18 protein-coding genes are annotated in these 17,033 nt (G+C 56.5%); 9 read left to right on the top strand and 9 right to left on the bottom strand.

Annotation, left to right across the window (positions count from 1 at the left end; genetic code table 11):
• Positions 1–35: 35 nt before the first annotated feature.
• Entirely contained in the window at positions 36–1,193 is a 1,158-nt protein-coding gene (locus AC2FNB_RS14165; protein WP_496747317.1) for a deoxyguanosinetriphosphate triphosphohydrolase, read from the bottom strand.
• Between the two features lie 76 nt (positions 1,194–1,269).
• On the opposite strand from AC2FNB_RS14165, the gene AC2FNB_RS14160 reads away from it, so the two are divergent.
• Together AC2FNB_RS14160 and xth are read left to right on the top strand one after the other, a co-directional pair.
• Positions 1,270–1,593, top strand: coding sequence for a HesB/IscA family protein (locus AC2FNB_RS14160; protein ID WP_480749951.1), 324 nt, complete (start codon positions 1,270–1,272; stop codon positions 1,591–1,593).
• A 281-nt stretch (positions 1,594–1,874) separates the two neighbouring features.
• Positions 1,875–2,654, top strand: a complete 780-nt coding sequence (gene xth, locus AC2FNB_RS14155) for an exodeoxyribonuclease III (RefSeq protein WP_496747315.1) — start codon at positions 1,875–1,877, stop codon at positions 2,652–2,654.
• A gap of 5 nt (positions 2,655–2,659) precedes the next feature.
• Here the strand turns inward: xth and AC2FNB_RS14150 are convergent, their stop codons facing one another.
• Together AC2FNB_RS14150 and dksA are read right to left on the bottom strand one after the other, a co-directional pair.
• Positions 2,660–3,811: an FAD-dependent monooxygenase gene (locus AC2FNB_RS14150; protein ID WP_496747313.1), complete on the bottom strand. Its 1,152-nt coding sequence runs from the start codon at positions 3,809–3,811 to the stop codon at positions 2,660–2,662.
• 71 nt (positions 3,812–3,882) lie between these two features.
• Positions 3,883–4,305, bottom strand: coding sequence for an RNA polymerase-binding protein DksA (gene dksA, locus AC2FNB_RS14145; RefSeq protein WP_480750007.1), 423 nt, complete (start codon positions 4,303–4,305; stop codon positions 3,883–3,885).
• A gap of 373 nt (positions 4,306–4,678) precedes the next feature.
• Here dksA and AC2FNB_RS14140 point away from each other — a divergent pair, with 373 nt between their 5' ends.
• The 5 genes from AC2FNB_RS14140 to AC2FNB_RS14120 all read left to right on the top strand — a co-directional run bounded on the left by AC2FNB_RS14140 (position 4,679) and on the right by AC2FNB_RS14120 (position 8,810).
• Positions 4,679–5,524, top strand: coding sequence for an AAA family ATPase (locus AC2FNB_RS14140; protein ID WP_480749948.1), 846 nt, complete (start codon positions 4,679–4,681; stop codon positions 5,522–5,524).
• A gap of 103 nt (positions 5,525–5,627) precedes the next feature.
• Positions 5,628–6,083, top strand: a complete 456-nt coding sequence (locus AC2FNB_RS14135; RefSeq protein ID WP_480749947.1) for a GNAT family N-acetyltransferase — start codon at positions 5,628–5,630, stop codon at positions 6,081–6,083.
• Complete coding sequence (locus tag AC2FNB_RS14130) at positions 6,080–7,447, top strand: DUF2927 domain-containing protein (RefSeq protein ID WP_496747311.1); 1,368 nt, start codon at positions 6,080–6,082, stop codon at positions 7,445–7,447. Before AC2FNB_RS14135 ends, AC2FNB_RS14130 begins: the two co-directional genes overlap by 4 nt.
• A gap of 6 nt (positions 7,448–7,453) precedes the next feature.
• On the top strand, positions 7,454–7,621 hold the full coding sequence (locus AC2FNB_RS14125; protein ID WP_496747310.1) for an apolipoprotein acyltransferase: 168 nt from the start codon (positions 7,454–7,456) through the stop codon (positions 7,619–7,621).
• A gap of 4 nt (positions 7,622–7,625) precedes the next feature.
• A complete protein-coding gene (locus AC2FNB_RS14120; protein WP_496747308.1) occupies positions 7,626–8,810 on the top strand; it encodes a vWA domain-containing protein in 1,185 nt (394 codons plus the stop codon).
• Positions 8,811–8,824: 14 nt separating this feature from the next.
• Here the strand turns inward: AC2FNB_RS14120 and AC2FNB_RS14115 are convergent, their stop codons facing one another.
• Positions 8,825–10,684 (bottom strand): hypothetical protein, encoded by a 1,860-nt coding sequence (locus AC2FNB_RS14115; RefSeq protein WP_496747306.1) that lies wholly within the window; start codon positions 10,682–10,684, stop codon positions 8,825–8,827.
• Positions 10,685–10,760: 76 nt separating this feature from the next.
• Between AC2FNB_RS14115 and AC2FNB_RS14110 the strand changes: the two genes are divergently transcribed.
• Positions 10,761–11,450: a M48 family metallopeptidase gene (locus tag AC2FNB_RS14110; protein WP_480749942.1), complete on the top strand. Its 690-nt coding sequence runs from the start codon at positions 10,761–10,763 to the stop codon at positions 11,448–11,450.
• Positions 11,451–11,465: 15 nt separating this feature from the next.
• Here the strand turns inward: AC2FNB_RS14110 and AC2FNB_RS14105 are convergent, their stop codons facing one another.
• The 5 genes from AC2FNB_RS14105 to AC2FNB_RS14085 form a co-directional block, all read right to left on the bottom strand.
• The gene (locus AC2FNB_RS14105; protein WP_496747304.1) at positions 11,466–12,014 is read right to left on the bottom strand and encodes an RSP_2648 family PIN domain-containing protein; all 549 of its coding nucleotides are present in this window, start codon (positions 12,012–12,014) and stop codon (positions 11,466–11,468) included.
• Positions 12,011–13,228 carry an RSP_2647 family RNA methyltransferase gene (locus tag AC2FNB_RS14100; RefSeq protein WP_496747302.1) on the bottom strand — a complete coding sequence of 406 codons (1,218 nt, stop codon included), beginning with the start codon at positions 13,226–13,228 and terminating at the stop codon, positions 12,011–12,013. The genes AC2FNB_RS14105 and AC2FNB_RS14100 overlap by 4 nt, the downstream gene beginning before the upstream one ends.
• A gap of 46 nt (positions 13,229–13,274) precedes the next feature.
• On the bottom strand, positions 13,275–13,556 hold the full coding sequence (locus AC2FNB_RS14095; RefSeq protein ID WP_480749939.1) for a hypothetical protein: 282 nt from the start codon (positions 13,554–13,556) through the stop codon (positions 13,275–13,277).
• A complete protein-coding gene (locus tag AC2FNB_RS14090) occupies positions 13,531–16,335 on the bottom strand; it encodes a [protein-PII] uridylyltransferase family protein (protein WP_496747299.1) in 2,805 nt (934 codons plus the stop codon). The genes AC2FNB_RS14095 and AC2FNB_RS14090 overlap by 26 nt, the downstream gene beginning before the upstream one ends.
• Positions 16,336–16,399: 64 nt before the next feature.
• The gene (locus AC2FNB_RS14085; RefSeq protein ID WP_480749937.1) at positions 16,400–16,783 is read right to left on the bottom strand and encodes a DUF4440 domain-containing protein; all 384 of its coding nucleotides are present in this window, start codon (positions 16,781–16,783) and stop codon (positions 16,400–16,402) included.
• 47 nt (positions 16,784–16,830) lie between these two features.
• Here AC2FNB_RS14085 and AC2FNB_RS14080 point away from each other — a divergent pair.
• On the top strand, positions 16,831–17,033 hold a 203-nt coding region (locus AC2FNB_RS14080), incomplete at its 3' end, for a YbaK/EbsC family protein (protein ID WP_496747297.1).

Here is a 17,033-nt window from a genome sequence, read left to right as displayed (position 1 = left end):
AGGTCAATGGAACGCTTTGCCTTACTGCATCGCGTTCAGATCCGTTTCAGTTCGCCCCCGGTCAGGCGTGCATGGTCTTGCAGCGCAAACCGGTCGGTCATGCCCGCGATATAGTCAGACACCAATCGGGCCAGCGCGGTCTCATCCTGAGCTGTCTCAATGTCGGTATGCCAATGGCGCGGCAACTGTCTGGGATCGTGCAGATAGATCGGAAACAGCTCGTCTACGACTCTGGCAACCTGCGCGCGCACTTCCATGACGGACGGGGCGCGATACATGCGGGAAAAAAGGAAGGCGCGTATTTCTTTCAACTGCCCCCAGAGTTTGGGAGAGAACTGGATGACGGGGTAACCCAAGGCGCGTATTTCTTCTACGGATTTGGCGCCCGATTGCAAGAACAGTGCAAGTGAGGTTTTGATCACGTCCGAGACCATGACGCCAAAAACGCGCCGCAGCGCCTCGTGCCGACGACGATAGGCGTCAAGTTGCGGATAGGCCCGATCCACCTCGGCATAACAATCGCCCACAATGGGCAAAGCCGCGATTTCCTCGTCGGTGAACAAACCTGCCCGCAACCCGTCATGTAGGTCGTGGTTATTATAGGCGATATCGTCCGACAAGGCGGCCACCTGCGCCTCGGCACTGGCATGGGTGTGCAGTTCCAGGTCAAAGGCGGCATTGCATTCCGCCAAGGCCCAGGGCAACTCGCCAACCACCGGACCGTTATGTTTGGCAATAGCTTCAAGCGTTTCCCAGGTCAGGTTCAGGCCATCAAACTCGGCATAATGCCGCTCGAGCTTGGTCACGATCCGGATTGCTTGGGCATTGTGGTCGAACCCTCCGTATGGCTTCATCAGCGCGTGCAGCGCGTCCTCGCCCGTGTGTCCGAATGGCGTGTGGCCCAGATCGTGAGCCAAGGCGACAGCCTCAGTCAACTCGGCGTTCAAACCCAGGGCACCTGCAATAGTCCGTGCTACCTGCGCCACCTCGATTGAATGGGTTAGACGAGTGCGATAGCTATCACCTTCGTGCTCGACGAATACCTGCGTCTTGTGCTTGAGCCGTCGAAAGGCGCTGGCATGGATGATCCTGTCGCGGTCTCGTTGAAAGCACGACCGGAAACTGCTTTCCTCTTCGGGTACGCGCCGCCCTCTTGCACGCTCGGGTGTCGAGGCAAAAACCGCTCTATCCAAAGCTCTAGTCCTTGTGACCTGTTGTTGCGCTTTCTATATTGTAGGTCGCTTGAGAAGAAAACCTTCGGAGATCGTTATGAACCTGCCCCCCAGAGTCACGGATCGCGCCTTTGACCGCCTGGCTGAAATCGGCGCGGCAGAGCAGGGTCAGGCCTTGCGCGTGGCAGTCGAAGGCGGCGGATGTTCTGGATTTCAATACGAAATCGCTCTGGACACACCAAAAGACGACGATCTGGTATTAGAAGGGAACGGCCAAAAAGTCGTTGTGGATGCAATCTCGCTGCCATTTCTGGAGAATGCAACGATCGATTTCAGCGAAGAACTGATCGGTGCGAGGTTCGTGATCGATAACCCAAATGCTACCGCGTCTTGCGGGTGTGGCACCTCATTTTCCATGTAAGCGTCAGTAGGGGCTTTGCCCCCAAACCCCCAAGATATATCCGGCAATGTAAAGCAGGGCTCAATATCCGGATTCAAAGCCAGAGAACTCAAAATTAAGCGAGCATCGGCATCTCCGCCTGAACCACTCAATTGTCTCGAAGAAATTGGCTAAGGATCCGGTTACTAAATCAACTGATGCTCACCCCGGAGCGCGAGGCAGAGCCGCGCAAACGACCTCAGCACCTTGCCGTCGGGTCGGTTCTACGCGATAGGTTGCCTCAGAATTACGGAGGATCGCGCATGAAAATCGCCACATTCAATATCAATGGCATTAAGGCACGAGCCGAAGCCTTGCCCCGTTGGCTGGATGATGCGCAACCAGACGTGGTGCTGCTGCAGGAAATCAAGTCTGTCGACGAGAATTTTCCGCGCGAATTGTTCGAGGAGCGTGGGTACAACGTCGAAACTCACGGGCAGAAAAGCTTCAACGGCGTGGCGATCCTTTCAAAGCTGCCGCTGGAGGGTGTCACGCGCGGATTACCCGGCGATGACCACGACGAGCAGGCCCGATGGATCGAGGCGACAGTTGTGGGCAGGACCGCTTTGCGTATCTGCGGCTTGTACCTTCCGAACGGGAACCCGGTCCCGGGTCCGAAATATGGATACAAACTGGCATGGATGGAGCGCCTTTATGACCGTGCAAAGGCGTTGCTGGCGTCCGAGGAGCCGGCGCTGATGGCAGGTGACTACAACATCATTCCTCAGGTCGAGGATGCCAAGCGCCCGGACGCCTGGCGTGAGGATGCTCTGTTTCGTCTGGAGAGCCGTGAAGCGTTCCGCAAAGTCCTAAATCTCGGCTTTACCGACGCGTTCCGGGCATGCACGCAAGGCCCAGGTCACTACTCTTTCTGGGATTACCAAGCTGGGGCTTGGAACAAGAATGATGGCATCCGGATCGACCATTTACTGATGACACCACAGGCCGCTGACCTGATGCTGGACTGTCGCATTGACGCCGAAGTGCGCGGGCACAACAAGCCTTCGGATCACGTGCCGGTCTGGGTGGAAATGGATATCTGACCCGATCAGGCGGTCACGTCATAGTCGTAGATCCACTCGTAACGACGGCTGAGCCTCGGCCCAATTGTTGCCAATGCCAATTGCGCAGCCAAACGTAGTGGCCCGCGAAGATGGAAATTTCGCGCATTATTTGCCGCCGCCGCGACCACTTTTTGTGCACGTTTCACTCTTGCGTCCTCGTACGTCGCGAGAGCTTGCGGGATACTGCTTGCGCTTTCGAACGATCGAGCCAGAACCCATGCGTCTTCCAGGGCCAGACACGCGCCTTGCGCCATGAATGGAAGCGTTGGATGCGCGGCATCGCCCAAAATAGCCATATATTCGTTCTGCCAACTGGACGCGACGGGGCGCAGGAAAAGAGCCCAAAGGAACGTATCCTGCACCTCGCTCAGGATCTCGGCAACTTCACCGCCGAAGTCATGGAACCGGGCACGCAGATCATCCGGGTCACCCTTCCGACGCCACCCCTCCTCGCGCCAGTCGGAACGCTCTTCGACAGCCACAATGTTCATCAATGCATGATTTCGCAAGGGATACAAAACGACGTGGCGACCCGGTCCTATTGTGAGGCTGGCGTTCGTCTGCTTGGGTTTCTCACTCCAGGGGATTGTCGCGCGCCAGGCAACCTGATGCGTGAATTCCGGCGCTTCCTGTTCGTTCAACTCGGCCCGTAATCGGCTGCGGCCACCATCGGCAGCTATGACGCAATCAGTCGCGAGTTGTTCGCCGTCATCCAATTCGATTGTTGCGCCGTCCCCATCAGGCCGCGTCGCCACGACCGTTTTCCCAAGATTGATCTGGACCCCGTGCCGAATAGCCGTTTCGTACAGCAAGCCGATCAGGTCGGCGCGATGAAAGTAATAGGTAGGCCCGATGCGCGGCACAGGCAATTTGGCGATGCGACGTCCGGTTCGATAATCTCGCACGACGGTACCGCTGGAGCACAGTCCGGCTCGCGGCGCATCGTCTATGATGCCAAGGGCACGCAGGACCACAATGCCGTTCGCACTGATCTGCAGCCCGGCCCCGACCTCGGCGATCTCCGGCGCCTGTTCGAGGATCCGAACCAAAGCGCCACGTTTTCGCAGCGCGATAGCGGCGGCAAGGCCTCCGATACCGCCCCCCACCACGCAAATTCTTAATCCAGTGATATCCATTCCGTTGGCATAACGAAAAAACGCCGAAGCGAAAGGCCCCGGCGTTCAATTCATCAAAGATGACTCAGCGATCAATCGTCGCGGTGAACTTTTTCGCGCCGTTCGTGCCGTTCCTGTGCTTCCAAAGTCATGGTCGCGATCGGACGTGCATCCAACCGCTTGAGCGAGATCGGGTCACCGGTTACTTCGCAATAGCCATATTCGCCCTCGTCGATCCGACGCAGCGCGGCTTCGATTTTGGCGACAAGTTTTCGCTGGCGGTCGCGGGTGCGTAATTCCAACGCGCGATCCGTCTCCTCGCTGGCGCGGTCGGCAACGTCGGGAATATTGCGCGTATTTCCCTGAAGTCCTTCAATCGTGTCGCGGCTTCCCGCCAATAGTTCACTTTTCCAATTCAACAGCTTACGACGAAAATACTCAAGCTGGCGATCATTCATGAAAGGCTCATCTTCGGCCGGACGATAGTCCTCCGGCAGAAAAACTTCCTGTTTCATATCTGCTCCCTCGGCATGGCCGGACGCGTCGGTCATTGTTGCTTCACCTGACAATCGGCTCTCTCCTACTGCGGTGCGTTTATCCGACGGAACGAGGAATGTCACTACACAAACGCCGCGAAATCCGACCCGAATATCAACTTGTCTAAATATGAGACATCTTGCAGAAGAACCTTGTTTTTCTGTGATCTTTGTCTGGCATTTCTGCGGCACCATAGCTAAAGGCAAAGCGCTGTGCGCCGAATCAAGATCCCTTCGGTTACTGGCCAATGAGCGATCCATGCGACCCGGCGTCGGACTTGTAAATCGCCGCACCCGCGAGTAACCCGATGGCATCACCTATTGCTCTGATCAGCCGATTGACGAGAGATTCATGACCACACGTTTTCAAGGTACCGCTGAATATGTGGCGACCGATGACCTGAACATCGCCGTGAATGCCGCCGTAACACTGGAACGCCCCCTGTTGGTCAAGGGTGAACCTGGAACCGGCAAAACCGAATTGGCCAAACAAGTGGCTGGCGCGCTTGGGCTAAAGATGATCGAGTGGAATATCAAATCCACGACGCGGGCACAGCAAGGCCTGTACGAGTACGACGCGGTGAGTCGTCTCAGAGACAGCCAACTGGGCGAAGAGAAAGTTCACGACGTCAGCAATTATATCAAACGCGGCAAGCTGTGGCAGGCGTTCGATGCCGACGAGAAGGTGGTTTTGCTGATCGACGAAATCGACAAGGCCGATATCGAGTTCCCCAATGATCTGTTGCAGGAACTCGACAAGATGGAGTTCCACGTCTACGAGACCGGCGCGACGGTTCGGGCCAAGCATCGGCCCGTCGTGATCATCACGTCCAACAACGAAAAAGAATTGCCGGACGCCTTTCTGCGGCGTTGCTTCTTTCATTACATCCGGTTTCCCGACGAACCGACGATGCGCCGGATTGTCGAAGTTCATCATCCTGGTATTAAGGAAGCCTTGCTCACAACAGCGCTAACCCAATTTTATGAAATCAGGGAAACGTCAGGCTTGAAAAAGAAACCGTCGACGTCAGAAGTGCTTGATTGGTTAAAACTGCTTCTGGCCGAGGATCTGAGCGCTGAAGACCTGAAACGCGATGGGGCCAATGCTCTGCCGAAACTGCATGGGGCGCTGTTGAAGAATGAACAAGATGTTCATCTTTTCGAGCGCTTGGCCTTTATGGCCAGAAGACAACGCTAGACGGAGTTCGCAATATATGTACCCCTGCCCGCTTGCCTTGGCCGGAGCAGGATGCGACCATGCTATGCGATGAGACCAGTGCAGGCTGGCCAAAACCGGGGATATGAGCGTGACCAGTGAACTCCTGATCAGGGAATTGCGCCCAACGGACCGCTCCGAATGGGCCGAGATGTGGCAGGACTATCTGGTGTTCTACGAAACTTCGGCGACGGATGACATCTATGAAAGCACGTTTGCGCGGCTGCTGGGGGACAATCCTCAGGATTTCTCATGCTTCGTGGCCGAGCTTGATGGGCGACTCGTGGGACTCACTCATTACCTGTTTCACCGACACGCGTGGAAGATTGAAAACACTTGTTATCTGCAAGACCTGTATTCCCGCCCTGAAACTCGTGGACGCGGAGTTGGTCGTGCTCTGATCGAGGCGGTCTATGCCGAGGCTGATCGGCAGGGCGCGCCGTCGGTCTATTGGCTGACGCAGGAGTTCAACGAAACTGCACGCAAGTTATATGATCGCGTCGGCAAACTAACCCCGTTCGTCCGGTACAACCGCCAATGATACGTTTCGCCGCCCTGATATTGTCTACGATCCTTGCCGGATGCAGCACCTTTCCCCCGCAAGAAACCGCCACACGCTCGCAGATAGCTAGCAGTGTTCTGCCGCCGATGAAAAGCTTTACGACCGCGCACCCGAAAGCACCAACGCGGTCGAACGCCAATATTGCGGCAGATTTCCTTTCGTTGCATTTCGAGTTGGAAAGCGGACGCGAACTCCCCGTTTTCACGCGCTTTGAAACGCCAATCACGGTACGCGTCACCGGGTCGCCGCCTCCGACCATGACTGCCGATCTGGACCGTTTGCTGACACGGTTGCGCAGCGAAGCCAGAATCGACATTCACCGCACATTCGAAAGCAACGCGAACATTACAATCGAAGCGGTCAGCCGCGACCAGATCCACCGCGCGCTTCCTCAGGCCGCCTGTTTCGTTGTTCCCAATGTCTCAAGCCTGGCAGAATACCGCCGCGACCGGCGCAGCCCCAAGACCAACTGGTCAACCCTGACAAAACGGGAGCGGCTGGGCATCTTCATTCCCTATGACGTCAGTCCGCAAGAGGTCCGAGACTGCCTGCACGAAGAACTGGCGCAGGCATTAGGGCCACTCAACGATCTCTATAGATTGCCGGATTCAGTCTTTAATGACGATAATGTACATACCGTTCTGACCGGGTTCGACATGCTTGTTCTGCGCGCGACCTATTCACCTGAATTGCGCAGTGGCATGGGGCGCGGACAAGTGGCGTCGGTTCTGCCGGGGCTGCTGAGCCGTCTCAATCCGAACGGCGATTTCGTTCGTTCCGCAACATATTTCGAAACCCCTCGCAGTTGGATCGAGGCCGTACAGATTTCTTTGGGACCAAACGCCGATCCATCGCAGCGCCGCCGGGCCGCAAATCGTGCTGCCGTGATCGCCGAGCAATCTGGATGGAACGATCAGCGCCGCGCCTTCCCGCATTACCTTATCGGGCGGATGATCCAATTGGATGACCCCGAGCAAGCGCAGCTTCATTATGGTACTGCACTACATTTTCTATCTCAAACACCGGACACGGAGTTGCACCGTGCCTATGTCGCGGCCCAGACTGCGGCATACGCGATCTCGCAGGGCGATGGCACCACGGCCCTGCGCCAGATCAACCCCAGCATCGACGTGACCGCCCGCGCCGAGAATGCAGCAATGATGGCCACTCTGATGATGCTCAAGGCCGAGGCGCTGGATCTGACCGGCAAACCGGATCAGGCCCGCAACCTGAGGCTGGACAGCATTGGATGGGCGCGCTACGGGTTCGGCTCGGATTGGGAGGTTCGCTCGGTGATGGAAGACATCGCACTCTTGAACCCTCGCAAAAGATTGGGCGGATAAGAACAGATGATCGTTTTGGCTTTGGCCGCATTGGGGGCAATCGTGGGTGGTCTGACTGCCCGTAGACGCAACGGTAGCCGGGCGGATATTGCCCAATATTCCGCCGGATACGCCATTGCGTTTGCATTGGTGGGAATGGTCGCCACTTTGATGGTCCACAGGTTCATGGTTTGACACAATGTTCCTGCCTTTCTTCGAAAATCTCAGGAAAGCAGGCGTTCCCGTATCGCTGCGCGAATATCTGACCTTTCTCGAAGGAATGAAGCGGGGATTGGCTACCTACGACATCGAGGCATTCTATTACCTTGCCCGTGTTTCGATGGTGAAGGATGAACGCAACATCGACAAGTTCGACCGCGCCTTTGCCGCGAGCTTCAAGGGGTTAGAGGAGATCGGATTCGAACGGGTGTTGGAAGCCGTCAACATCCCTGCAGACTGGTTGGAAAAGATGGCCGAGAAACATCTGACCGATGAGGAAAAAGCCGAAATCGACGCTCTTGGCGGCTTTGAAAAGCTGATGGAGACACTGCGCGAACGGCTCAAGGAACAACAAGGCCGACATCAGGGTGGTAACAAATGGATCGGCACTGCCGGTACCTCGCCTTTTGGCGCCTATGGTTACAATCCCGAAGGGGTACGGATCGGCCAAAAGGAAAGCCGTCATCAACGCGCAGTCAAGGTCTGGGACAAGCGCGAGTTCCGTAATCTGGACGACACAGTCGAGTTGGGCACCCGCAACATCAAGGTGGCGCTCAAACGTCTGCGTCGTTGGGTTCGAGAGGGCGCCGCGATGGAACTTGACCTTGACGGAACCATCCGCGCCACTGCAGAGCACGGCTATCTCGACGTCAAGGAACGGCCCGAGCGTCACAACGCGGTCAAGGTGATCCTTTTCCTGGATGTGGGAGGATCAATGGACTCGCATATCAAGGTCGTCGAAGAACTGTTCTCGGCGGCGCGCGCCGAGTTCAAGCATCTGGAATACTACTATTTCCACAACTGCCTTTATGAAGGCGTCTGGCGCGACAATCGTCGCCGTTGGGACGCACAGACACCTACGCACGAGGTTCTGCGCACTTATGGGCCTGACTACAAATGCATCTTCGTGGGAGATGCATCAATGTCACCCTATGAAATAGCTTACCCCGGTGGCGCCAACGAACACTGGAACCCCGAGGCCGGACAAATCTGGTTGCAACGCGCCCGCGAGCAGTGGGCGTCGAACCTGTGGATCAATCCAGTCCCCGAGAAATACTGGGACTATACCCATTCCATTGGCATGATCCGAGAAATCTTTGATGACCGCATGGTCCCGATGACGCTGGCCGGGTTGGAACAGGGCATGCGTGGTCTAACCCGCTGATTGCGACCAGAACCTTATTGATCGATCCTCAGACTTTCCAGCAACGACGGAACACCTGATCCACTTTCGGGCAGTTCAACATCCAGAAGCACTTCTCGTTTGGCCGGTATCTCGCCTTGACGCCCGGAAAACAGCACAAGCCGATGCGGGCGATGCGTCGTTTCCAGATAGAGTGTTGTCGGCTGGCTGTTCTGGAAATTGCCACTTACCATTTCAGCATCGAGCCGGAACTCGACCTGATAATTGTTCTGCACGGTCTCACTCAATCTGCGCGCCTGTTCTTCAGTCATGGGAATTTCGGAAACCTGCGGGAAAAACGTGTTTCTCATACCGAAACCGATCGGCAGCGACTGATAATTCTGATTTTGAACGCTAAAACTTTGTACTGGCAGAACCTTCCTGACAGGGTCGTAGGTGCCGACCTGAAGGGCCCCGCTGAAAGTCATCATTGTCGGCCCTCGGGTTTCACCGAATTCGGTCAAGACCTGTGCAGCGGTTTTTTTCGGTTGTACGCCACTATTCACATAAGTCTGCGCCAGATATTCCGCGACAGCATCACTGTCCGACAATGTTCCGATCGCGCGCACGAAATCCTCGCCGAAGGATACCGGACGCAAGAGAAATTCTGCGACCTGATCCGCCATTGTCTGACGGTCAGCCAAAGCCGGGGTGTAGTCGAACAGTATTTGAGACAGTCCCGGATCGGCAAACAGCGCGATTTGTTCGAGTTCCGTATCGCGCACGTGATGGCGGTTGGAAGCATAATGTTCCAGCGACGGCGGAACGTTTGGCGTTATCCGGGCAAAAACTGCCAGATAGAGACGATTGTCATTGCGCTGCCGCAGATAGTTGTCCAGTTGTCGCGCCTGCTCCACGCTTGCAACAAGTTCGTTCGGCAAGACGATGCCATCAAAGGCATTCGACACTTGCATGTTTCTCCAGCGTGGCGCGTTGTAGCCGCGTAGTTGTTCGCCATTCAATGGGAACGACCCAGTGTTAAAATCATACTCCCCAAGTTGAATCGCAGCCACATGGTAAACGTTGATCGGGCCGGTTTGACGACGTGTATCCAGCCCCTGCGCCAATTGGGTGCGCACCCGGTTGGCCAGATCCCGGCGCTCGAATACGGACCATTGATGTGCCTGTTTACCGGCAAGCGGCCCCTGGAATTGCTGGTATTCCACCGGCGTCAGCATACGTTCCGCGATCTCAACGGCCAGTTTGTCGTTTTGAAGGAATTCAGGGTGCTCGGCATAAGCACGAGCAGCCAATACGCGGGACCAGATATCGTCGTTATTGAGCGGCAGGTATCCTCGAACCGACTTCACCGGTCCAAAAACTCCTGCAAATTGCTCTATCGCCAATCCCGGCTTGATTTCGGGCTCCGCGAATCCTGCCGTTTTTGGCTGTTCGACTTCAGACGCAGTTTGCGCAACCGTCTCCTCAGTTGATTCCTCCGGTTTGTCTTCAACAGTTGGATCGAGTAGCCAGCCATTGTCGCGCTGCACAGTGAATGAGTATTGAACACCACGGTCCTCGCCTGACACCGCCAGTTCTTCAACATCCGGACAGCTTTGCGCCAAGCCTTTTGCCATCTGTGATACCATCCGATTCACTGGAGAACGGTCTTCGGCGAAGAGTTCCGTTGCTGGGCCTTCCAGTATGAATTCGGGTGGTTCCGAACAGTCTATCGATGATGGTGCTGATAACGTCAGCGCACCTTCCGAAATTTCAATGCGATCCTGTGCCTGCGCGATTGTCGCAGACAATGCTAATACAGAAAGAGCACATCCGCCCCTGTGCCAAACATTCATAACCATTTCCCCGAAACAAATTGCTTTCATCGATTGTGCGGCCACGTCTTTGATTGTCAAGAATTTGGAGCTTTTCAAATTCCGGACGTCAAAAGTACGCCTTGCCGGGATTGTCCGCCTGCCCCATATCTAGGTCATGCTTAGAGTAACCCCGATCCTGCTGGCCTTGCTATATGCCATCGTGATGTACCGAATTTCTGTTTGGCGAACGCATCGGGAGCTTGATGCCAAATCGACCGAGCTTGCCGATCCGGTTCTGAAACGGATGACCGATCGGTTGGCCGCCGCCCTCGATCTGGCCCGGATACCTGTCTATATATATGAGATCGACCCGGTAAATGGTCTCGCGGCCCCGGACGGGCGGATATTCATAACCCGTGGATTCTACCGCAAGTTTCGCAACGGAGACGTGTCGGCAGAGGAAATGGCCTCTGTCATCGCGCATGAGTTGGGTCACGTCGCCTTGGGTCATGCTAGGCGTCGAATGATTGATTTTTCGGGTCAGAATGCCCTGCGAACCGTACTGATCATTTTCCTGAATAGATTCGTACCGCTGATTGGCGTCTGGATCGCAAATGCCTTGACCTCTTTGCTGGCCTCTCGCTTGTCGCGGGCGGATGAGTACGAGGCAGACGAGTATGCCGCCGCGTTGCTGACCAAGGCCGGGATCGGAATCGAGGCACAGAAATCCTTGTTTCGAAAGCTGGAAGACCTGACACAAAAGCGCGCGGGTGTGACGCCCGCCTGGTTGATGAGCCACCCAAAAACCGGCGAACGTATTGCCGCGCTGGAAAAACTTGAACAGCGCTGGAAGACAATAAGCTGAGCGTCGAACCCGAAGTTAATAAGGCGCCACAAGCGCCTTACCCAGTTTTGGCAGCCGGGCCTTCTTCATCAAGTTACGCAAGGTCCATTGGTTGCCGGAAAGACGGTTGGCTTCGGTCAGAACACGATCAGCAACCTGTGACAACCCGCTGGGATCATCGCGCCAGAAGCCATGCAACAGCGCGTCCGGGTCAATCCTGTCCAAACCTTCTTCGGCAAGAATGTGCTTTGGAAAATCTCGCGCGTTCAGGGTGATGATGACATCCGCAGCTCCTGAGACAGCGACGGCCAGAACATGAATATCGGCTGCATCCGGCAGCCAAAGCCGCTTTTCCACACCAGGCGCAGGCGGCAGTTCGGAATTGGGCCAGTTTGCACGGGTCAAAGCGATTTCCGCGCGCGCCTGTACCTCGCCTTCTGCGCCGAGTTTGCGCGACGCGCGAGCCCATTCCTCGAGAATTCGTGCGGACCATAGCGGCGTGAAATGACCGAGTCTGGCGGCTCCCAGAAGCATCTCGCGCATAACCGTGGGATAGATCACGCAGGTGTCAAGAACGGCCCTCACAGCCGGAAAAAAACCGCTTTGAGATAGCCGCTTTCGGCAAGTTGTGGCATCTGCGGATGATCTGGCCCCGCAAAGCCCGTATGGATGAGCTGTGCCTGCCGCCCTGCCCGTCCGATCCCACGCGCCGACGCATCTCGGAAGCGCCCCAGATCGGCTGCATGCGAACAAGAGCAGAGACCCAGATATCCACCCGGCTTGACCAGCGGCGCAGCCAGCCGCGCAACACGTTCGTAAGCGCGCAAACCGGCATCAAGCACTTGTTTCGACGGCGCAAAGGCAGGTGGGTCGCAAATCACGACGTCGAATTGCGCGCCTTCTTCACCCAATGCGGTCAGAACTTCGAATGCATCGCCCTGCCGCGTTGCGAACCTGTCTCCGAACCCTGAGGCTCCGGCACCGGCACTGGCCAGTTCCAATGCCGCAGCGGAACCGTCAACGGACAATGCCTGCGCGGCACCACCAGCCAGCATTGCATGGGCAAAACCGCCGACGTGGCTGAACACATCCAGAACCTGTGCCTCAGCGTGTACAAGCCGCGCGGCAAAGGCGTGGTTCAGACGCTGATCGTAGAACAGGCCGGTTTTCTGACCACCTGTCAGGTCGGCCATATAGATGGCCCCGTTCATGGGAACGGGCAACGTTTTGTCCGGCGTATCTCCACGCAGGGTCACACTGACGTCATCTAATCCTTCAAGCGCCCGCGTCCGCCCCGATGCGTTCTTGAGCACAGTCGTGACCCCGGTCACCTTCACCAGAGCGTCGACAAAAAGATCCAGATGACATTCCGCCCAAGCGGCGTTGGGCTGGATCACGCAAACTTCGCCAAAACGATCGATGATCACGCCGGGAAAACCGTCTGCTTCGGCATGGACCAGACGATAATATGGCGCATCGAACAAGCGTTCGCGCAAGGCCAGCGCGTAACTCAGCCGCGCCTCGAACCACGCCGGATCCAGCACCGCGTCGATGTTGCGGTCCAGCACCCGGCACATGATCTTGGAGTTTGGGTTGACCGCAACCAGCGCGATCGGATCCCGCTTGTCATCTTCCAGTACCGCGAGCGATCCCGCCGCAATCTTTCGAGTTCGCCGGTCTGTCACGATGTCGTTGACATAGACCCAAGGAAACCCGTGCCGAACTCCTCGGGCGTTGGCGTTGGCCTTGGGCTTGAGACGGATTCGTGGTCGAATGATGTTTGTCTGCGGCGCTGTCATGTGCGCCCTCATAATTCGCTTGCACGCGCTGGGGAAGCCCCCTTTGTCAGCCATGTCCGCGCGGACGCGACTTCCAACCGCCGCGGCGCTTTGGAGCTTTTGCTGCGCTCAAACCGTCGCTGAGGACCTCGGTCATCGGGTGTTCCGGCGCCTGGGGAGAATACACCGCATGAAGTTCGCGCAAAACCTGAAGCTGATCAAATTCAGCTGGCAGACTGAGTGCCCAATCCAGAAATATGCTACGACATTCGGGTAACGTGATTCCTTCAATGCGATAGGCCTCGCGAATTAGCCCCTTCGGGTCATTCGGATCGTTGCTGCTGGGCATCCATATTCTCTCCGATTGCGGTCTCGATCAGCAACGCCGCCGACCCATAACTTTGCTCCAGCGCAGCCTCAAGGTCTTCGATCCGCTCGAACCCGGTGGACCGGCACAGGAAGGCCGCTCCGCCCTCGCCGATCTTGTCGGTATCGATCGCATTTCCAGAAAGCAGGCGTGTCGCGGTCTGCACAGACCAACATAAGTCATAGTTGCTTTTCAGAGACTGGGCATCTGCGACACCAAGCAGACCGGCAGCGACCGCACCGTCAAGGCCGGCCTGAACATCCCTCTCCGTTCTCCCTGCCAGTAGTGCTCCGGTTTCAGCTACCAACTCGATGTCAAGCAAACGACCTGCCCCTGTCTTGGCGTCCCAGATCCCGGTAGGCGATTTCGCTTCGGCAAGACGCGTTCTCATCTCGGCAACCTCGTGCAGGGCTTTTTGCCGGTCCTTCGGCTGACATATCAGACTGGACCGGAAATCTTCGATATCCCGACACAGACTGTATTCCCCTGTAACGACTCGCGCGCGGGTCAGCGCCAGATGCTCCCATACCCACGCATCTTTCTGCTGGTAGTTCTTGAAACTTGTTAGACTTGTCGCCACCGGCCCTTGATTTCCCGATGGGCGCAAGCGCATGTCGACCTCGTACAACCGGCCCTGCGACATCGGCGCCGACAGGGCGGTGATGAGCGCCTGTGTAAGCCGAGCATAGTATGTTCGAGTTGCCAGTGGACGTCGTCCATCTGAAAAATCCTGATCCTGCGGATCATATATGACGATCATGTCGAGATCGGATTGCGAATGGATACGCCTTGCCCCAAGCGACCCCATGCCCAACACCGCAAGGCCGCGCCCTGGTGCGGGACCGTGTTTGGCCTCGAATTGAGTCATGACGAATGGCAGTATTGCAGAGATCACCGCATCCGCCAGATCGGCATACTGGCGCCCTGCCGTCGCGCCATCGATCAGACCGCGAAGATGGTGGACACCGATTCTGAAATGCCATTCCTTGCACCAGCGGCGCGCCATGTCGAGCTGGGTTTCATAGTCATCTTCCGCCGTCAGCGCCGCGACCAGCTCAGATTGCAAGGCAGTCTTGCCCGGCCAGTCTGCAAAAAAATCTCCACCGATCACCGCATCAAAAACGGAAGAGTTGCGAGACAAATGCCCCGCCAAGGCATGCGATGTGCCAACGATATCGACCAAAAGGTCGATGAGTTGCGGATTGGCGTCAAACAGGGAAAAGAGCTGCACCCCAGCCGGTAGACCCGACAGAAATCCGTCTAACGCCACAAGCGCCTCGTCAGGCCGAGCCGTCTTTGACAGGCGGTTCAGAATCTCAGGTTTCAGTTTTTCGAAGATTCGAGCGCCCCGCTGCGACCGGAGTGCCGGATAGGTTGGCCAGCGCGCCAGAACATTTGAATCGAACTGAAAAGTATCCACAGGCGCAGGCACAGCACCGGACCCAGGGGCGAAAAACCCTTCGGTCAACTCGTGCACTTCGGTCAGCCCTTGCGTCAAATGCTTGACCAGATCGCTGCGATTTATCCCCATCAGACAGGCGATCCGTTCTATCCCGTCTTCGGATTGGGGGACCTTATGTGTCTGCGCGTCGTGAACCATCTGAATTCGATGCTCCACTTCGCGATGAGCCCGGTAATGACCCGTCAGTTTGTAGGCCACGTCCTGTGGTATCCATTCTTTGACCGCCAACGCTGCCAACCCGTCAACCGTTCCGCGCACCCTGAGGTCGCGGTCGCGTCCGCCGGCAATCAATTGCCGTGTCTGAGTGAAGAACTCTATTTCGCGTATGCCACCCCGCCCGAGTTTCATGTCGTGGCCGGGAATAGAGAACGCACCGCCTGTTCCCTTGTTTTCGCGAATTCTCAAACGCATGTCGTGGGCATCCTGAATGGCCGCAAAATCCAGATGCCGCCTCCAGACAAAGGGACGCAAAGCTTCCAGAAACCGTTCTCCGGCGGCAACGTCGCCTGCGCATGGGCGCGCCTTGATATATGCGGCGCGCTCCCAGGTTCGGCCAAGGCTTTCATAATACCGTTCTGCCGCCTCCATCGCGATGCACACCGGTGTGACCGCGGGATCTGGCCGCAACCTCAAGTCGGTTCTGAAGACATAGCCATCAGCGGTTTTCTCGCTCAAAACCGCGCAAAAATTCCGTGTCGCCCTCACCATACTCTGCCGGGCATCGAAAAAATCATCAGGTTCAAACCGGGTTTCGTCAAAAAGCACGATCAGGTCGATGTCAGAGCTGTAATTCAATTCATACGCGCCCATCTTTCCCATCGCCAGAATGGTCATACCCGCCGCAGATTCAATATCATCTTCGGTCATGCCGGGCAGTTTCTTGCGCCGAATCAATGCCGCAATCTCGGCCTTGGCGGCCACATCGGCAGCTAGTGCACCAAAATTGGTCAATGCCGCGGTGACTTTTTCGAGCGACCATGCACCCGACAGATCGGCCAGAGCTGTCAGAAGAGCCAGCCTGCGCTTGGCCTGCCGCAATCCGCCCTTCAACTGATCAGGAGGCAAGGTACGAACACCCTGAAAAATCTTTGCTAAAGCCGCGTCGGGGGTTGCCAACGCCGGCGCAATCCATTCGACCTCGCGATCGATAAGGCCCTTGAGATATGGGCTTGTCCCGGCAGCGCCTGCGATCAATTCTCCCTGTTCGGGTGTAAGCTCGGGTATGGAAGCGCAGGCTTCGGCCCCGAGTGAAGGGTCGAACGGACGTGGCAAGCGGGTAATGGCAAGTGTATCGGTCATAGGCGCAGGTTGTGCACCCGGTCGCGATCAGGTCAATGGGACAAACGATCCAGATTTAGGTCAATCAAACGACAGGCGTGTCTTGGCTAAAAGTGTTGATCCATTTCCCGGCTCGCCGTTCCCACAAGGAAGAGATCAGCATGACCTCCGCCGTAGCATTTCCGGGTCTCCGATAGTCAGCACGATAAGACAACAAAACTGCATCACCGGTCAGTATTCGCAAGCGAACAGCGCTCAGGTGAAATTCAGCCATTGTTGGTGCTTCAGCGAACTGCCCGACGTGTTCGTCCCTTGTTGCGAACCCAGTCGGGTAGACCCCGGTGAAGTCGTCACTGAGCAGCGCCCGATCTGATGTGGCATCGCCCTCGACCAATGCTTGCCAAACCTTCTTTTCCAGCGACAGGATATGGTCCACAATCGGGCCCGAGCGTATTTCGCGACTTTCCATTGACGCAGAATGCGCAGTGAACGTTCCACGGTCAACCGGGGCAAACCATGAGCAAAAGCCTAAAACGTGTCCGAGTAGCCTTGGAACAGGCTGGCTTGCCAGTCGAAATCCGCGAGACCGACAACGCCCGCACTGCGCAAGACGCTGCAAACGCAGTGGGCTGTGCGTTGGATCAAATTGTCAAATCGATCGTGTTCCAAGGCGAACGCTCCGGAGACACCCTTCTGTTTCTGACGGCCGGAGGAAACTC

Source organism: Ruegeria sp. BHSB058 (assembly GCF_059613285.1).
This window is presented reverse-complemented; position numbering and strand designations above follow the sequence as displayed.

Coding starts and splice junctions, on each gene's coding strand:
- AC2FNB_RS14160 (WP_480749951.1), top strand. CDS start 1,270: ATGAACCTGCCCCCCAGAGTCACGGATCGCGCCTTTGACCGCCTGGCT.
- xth (WP_496747315.1), top strand. CDS start 1,875: ATGAAAATCGCCACATTCAATATCAATGGCATTAAGGCACGAGCCGAA.
- AC2FNB_RS14150 (WP_496747313.1), bottom strand. CDS start 3,811: ATGGATATCACTGGATTAAGAATTTGCGTGGTGGGGGGCGGTATCGGA.
- dksA (WP_480750007.1), bottom strand. CDS start 4,305: ATGAAACAGGAAGTTTTTCTGCCGGAGGACTATCGTCCGGCCGAAGAT.
- AC2FNB_RS14140 (WP_480749948.1), top strand. CDS start 4,679: ATGACCACACGTTTTCAAGGTACCGCTGAATATGTGGCGACCGATGAC.
- AC2FNB_RS14135 (WP_480749947.1), top strand. CDS start 5,628: ATGAGCGTGACCAGTGAACTCCTGATCAGGGAATTGCGCCCAACGGAC.
- AC2FNB_RS14130 (WP_496747311.1), top strand. CDS start 6,080: ATGATACGTTTCGCCGCCCTGATATTGTCTACGATCCTTGCCGGATGC.
- AC2FNB_RS14125 (WP_496747310.1), top strand. CDS start 7,454: ATGATCGTTTTGGCTTTGGCCGCATTGGGGGCAATCGTGGGTGGTCTG.
- AC2FNB_RS14120 (WP_496747308.1), top strand. CDS start 7,626: ATGTTCCTGCCTTTCTTCGAAAATCTCAGGAAAGCAGGCGTTCCCGTA.
- AC2FNB_RS14110 (WP_480749942.1), top strand. CDS start 10,761: ATGCTTAGAGTAACCCCGATCCTGCTGGCCTTGCTATATGCCATCGTG.
- AC2FNB_RS14100 (WP_496747302.1), bottom strand. CDS start 13,228: ATGACAGCGCCGCAGACAAACATCATTCGACCACGAATCCGTCTCAAG.
- AC2FNB_RS14095 (WP_480749939.1), bottom strand. CDS start 13,556: ATGCCCAGCAGCAACGATCCGAATGACCCGAAGGGGCTAATTCGCGAG.
- AC2FNB_RS14090 (WP_496747299.1), bottom strand. CDS start 16,335: ATGACCGATACACTTGCCATTACCCGCTTGCCACGTCCGTTCGACCCT.
- AC2FNB_RS14085 (WP_480749937.1), bottom strand. CDS start 16,783: ATGGAAAGTCGCGAAATACGCTCGGGCCCGATTGTGGACCATATCCTG.